This is a genomic window from Paenalicyclobacillus macrosporangiidus, from assembly GCF_900116805.1.
Lineage (GTDB): Bacteria > Bacillota > Bacilli > Alicyclobacillales > Alicyclobacillaceae > Alicyclobacillus_H > Alicyclobacillus_H macrosporangiidus.
In genome coordinates this window covers 1-3,282 of sequence record NZ_FPBV01000063.1, presented here as the reverse complement: position 1 = coordinate 3,282, position 3,282 = coordinate 1, and the positions used below count along the sequence as shown (strand labels likewise).

Here is a 3,282-nt window from a genome sequence, read left to right as displayed (position 1 = left end):
TGTTTTGGCCATCTCGAAATGGCCGAAAGCTGACGTTATTGCCTGTCCGAAAATTGCTGAGTAAAATGGCCATATCCTAGGAAAGGAAAGACGCCCCTCTTTACGTAGTGCTGCGCCAACAGCATCACAAGGGGCGTCCCATCACTCGGATATGGTCAGTATATCAAACTTTAAGCTTGTTGAAAGCCACACCGCCGGTGTTTTTTGTCCGGAGTGCGGAGAATGTCCCCTGCCCTTGTTGCCAAGGTGAGCTTCGCGTCATCGGGAGTCGGAAAAGGACCTGGGTTCAGAGTTCCGGCAACAAGGTAAAACTCATCATCCGCCGACTGCGCTGCCGGGATTGCAACAAAATCCACCACGAACTGCCAAGCTTTCTGGTTCCCTATCGCCGCCATGAGGCACAGGTCATTGAGGATGCTGTCACGGATAAGGCGACGCCTGCCTGCGTTGAGGAATCAACGCTGCGGCGCTGGCGTCAGTGGTTTGAGGTCTTTGCCCCATATGCCGCCGGCTGCCTGGAGTCCATCGCTGACCGCTTCCAGTGGACTGTGGAGAGTTCGTCCGCTCATCCACAAACCGCACTCCATCGAATCGGACGGGTTGTTGGGCATCATCCCGGTTGGCTGGCGCGTGCTGTCCGACCGATTGCAAATCTACATTTGTGGAGACATACCCGTTCGGCGTGTTGATCCGCGTCTCGTCACTGTACGTTCATGCTGACCCTACCAAAATGGAGGTGGTTAGCATGAAAGATTCGAGGAAGGCGGAGGAAATCGCCGCAAATCGGGTGCAGATGCTGTCTCGGCTGCTTGCAGATGGCCTGGATGCAGGCCGTGCGCGACAGATCAGGGCTGAGATCTGCGCACAAACGGGTCTCTCAGAACGAACCATTCGTCGGTATCTGGCCCAGTACCGCAAGGAAGGTTTCGAGGGCCTCAAGCCAAAAGCCAAAGTGTATCAAAGACCAGACGCCATCCCGGAGTCGCTTCTGGAACAGGCCATCTTGCTGCGACGGGAGGTTCCCACGCGCAGCATCTCCCAAATCATTCAGATCCTTGAGTGGGAGGGGTATGCAAAGCCGGGCCAGATCAAGCGCAGCACCCTGCAGGAGAAGTTGGCAGAGCGGGGGTATAGCTCCCGTCAGATGCGGATGTACGCCGCAACCGGTACAGCCGCCCGCCGGTTTCAGCGTCGGCATCGAAATGAATTGTGGCAGTCGGACATCAAGTTCGGCCCGTATCTGCCCATCGGGCCTGGCGGCGCAAGGAAACAGGTCTACCTCGTCGTGTTCCTGGACGACGCCACGCGGTACGTACTCCATGCCGAGTTCTACCCCACCCTCGACCAGGCCATCGTGGAAGATTGTTTTCGCCAAGCCATCCAGAAATACGGCGCCCCGGATTCTGTGTACTTCGACAACGGAAAACAGTACCGAACCCGTTGGATGGCCCGGATCTGTTCCAAGCTTGGGATACGGCTCCTCTACACCAAGCCGTACGCTGCCGAGAGTAAAGGCAAGGTAGAGAAATTCAATCGGACGGTCGATTCATTTCTCAGCGAGATTGCCCTGGACAATCCGCAGACACTGGAAGAACTGAATCAGAAGTTCTCCGTATGGCTGTCGGAATGCTACCAGAACAAGCCGCACGCCGCGCTTTCCAAAGACAATCAGTCCATAAGCCCAGAGACGGCGTACCGTAGTGACCGTAAGGCGCTGCGATTTGTCGAGCCGGAGGTCCTCGCCAACGCCTTCCTGCATGCCGAGACACGTAAAGTGGACAAATCCGGGTGCATCAGCTTCATGGATCGGAAGTATGAGGTGGGGTTGTCGTTCATCGGTTGCACGGTGGACGTCATTTACGATCCGGCAGACATCAGCGAGGTGACCATCGAGTACGAGGGATATGAACCGTGGAAAGCTCGCCCCATGGTCATCGGTGAGCGGGCCGGCAAACGACCCAAGTTGCCGGAACATTTGGGTCCCCAACCAGCAGACGCGTCCAGGTTGCTGGGCGCTGCACAAAAACAGTACGAGCAACGCCAACACAGACAGGCACGGGCCATCTCCTACACCTCCGCGTGGAACGAGGTGAAGGGGGATGTTTGAGTCATTCTACGGATTTAGGTACACCCCGTTCGCCAGAAACATTCCGGCCGGAGAGCTCTACACATCGCCATCGTTGGAGGACACGCTGGGGCGGCTTTCCTACGCGGCGCAGCGGCAACTGTTCTGTGTCGTCACCGGGGACTGTGGGACTGGAAAGACCACGACCATTCGCCGTTTTGCGGAGACACTGGATGGTGCCAAGTACCAGGTCCTCTACCTGTCAGACTCGAAACTCACGCCTCGCCACTTCTACAAAGGACTGTTAGAGCAGCTCGGGTGTGAGTCGAAGTTCTACCGCGGCGACGCAAAGCGACAATTGCATCGCGAGATAGAACTCATGCGCGGCATTCACCACGTGCAGCCCGTTTGCGTCGTAGACGAAGCTCATCTTCTCGACCGAGAGATGTTGGAGGAGGTGCGCTTCCTGCTCAACTTCCGCATGGACGCGCAAAGTCCCATGGCGCTCATCCTGGTCGGGCAGAGCGAACTCTGGGAGCGTCTAAACCTCCAGGCATACGCTGCCATCCGCCAACGAATCGACATACAGTGCAAGCTCCCGTATTACGACCGGGCAGAGGTCGGTGAGTACATCCGACGTCACCTGGCCTACGCCGGGGCTGAACATGAGATTTTCTCGGACAAGGCCATCGACGAGATTTATCAATTCTCCAGTGGTGCAGCACGCATGATCAACAAGGTGTGTACGCACTGCCTGATGTATGGCGCCCAGACGAAGCACCGGATCATCGACGATCACATCGTGAATCTGGTCATACAGGGGGAGTTGTCATGACAAGACGAGCTGCAAAGCGCGGCACCCTCCGTTACGACAGACAGTGGGACCGGTTCTCGGTTCAGTGTGGGGACGACTCCGTGTCTTTGCACTGTGGAGAAGAGATTGGCTTACGAATAGGCAGGCAGTTTGTGTGGGGACGGCTGGAAGTGGACATGGCGGGCAGTTGGTGCATCATCTTTCCCGGGTCGACGGATGGCAAATCAACGGTGCTCACGTTAAGAACAGCGGGGACCTACGACGCCAAGATTTATCTGTAAACTGCAGTGCTAGCGGGGCAGCTCGGATGAGTTGCCCCGTTCATCCGCCATGGCCACCGAATCCGTCAGTTTCCGGACAACAAACACCGTCAACTTATGGCCATTATACGTTGGCTGTAACA

At 56.6% G+C, this 3,282-nt stretch carries 4 protein-coding genes; all 4 read left to right on the top strand.

Annotated elements, in window-relative coordinates; all coding sequences use genetic code 11:
- The first annotated feature begins 107 nt into the window (after window positions 1-107).
- The 4 genes from BM357_RS20410 to BM357_RS20850 are packed head-to-tail and all read left to right on the top strand — an operon-like array spanning window position 108 to window position 3,160.
- On the top strand, window positions 108-689 hold the full coding sequence (locus tag BM357_RS20410) for a DUF6431 domain-containing protein (RefSeq protein ID WP_342741646.1): 582 nt from the start codon (window positions 108-110) through the stop codon (window positions 687-689).
- Window positions 690-745: 56 nt separating this feature from the next.
- A complete protein-coding gene (locus tag BM357_RS18525) occupies window positions 746-2,107 on the top strand; it encodes a DDE-type integrase/transposase/recombinase (RefSeq protein ID WP_074956869.1) in 1,362 nt (453 codons plus the stop codon).
- On the top strand, window positions 2,100-2,900 hold the full coding sequence (locus BM357_RS18520) for an ExeA family protein (RefSeq protein WP_074956867.1): 801 nt from the start codon (window positions 2,100-2,102) through the stop codon (window positions 2,898-2,900). Before BM357_RS18525 ends, BM357_RS18520 begins: the two co-directional genes overlap by 8 nt.
- Window positions 2,897-3,160, top strand: coding sequence for a DUF5348 domain-containing protein (locus tag BM357_RS20850; RefSeq protein ID WP_074956865.1), 264 nt, complete (start codon window positions 2,897-2,899; stop codon window positions 3,158-3,160). The genes BM357_RS18520 and BM357_RS20850 overlap by 4 nt, the downstream gene beginning before the upstream one ends.
- The last annotated feature ends 122 nt before the right edge of the window (window positions 3,161-3,282 follow it).

Coding starts and splice junctions, on each gene's coding strand:
- BM357_RS18525 (WP_074956869.1), top strand. CDS start 746: ATGAAAGATTCGAGGAAGGCGGAGGAAATCGCCGCAAATCGGGTGCAG.
- BM357_RS18520 (WP_074956867.1), top strand. CDS start 2,100: ATGTTTGAGTCATTCTACGGATTTAGGTACACCCCGTTCGCCAGAAAC.
- BM357_RS20850 (WP_074956865.1), top strand. CDS start 2,897: ATGACAAGACGAGCTGCAAAGCGCGGCACCCTCCGTTACGACAGACAG.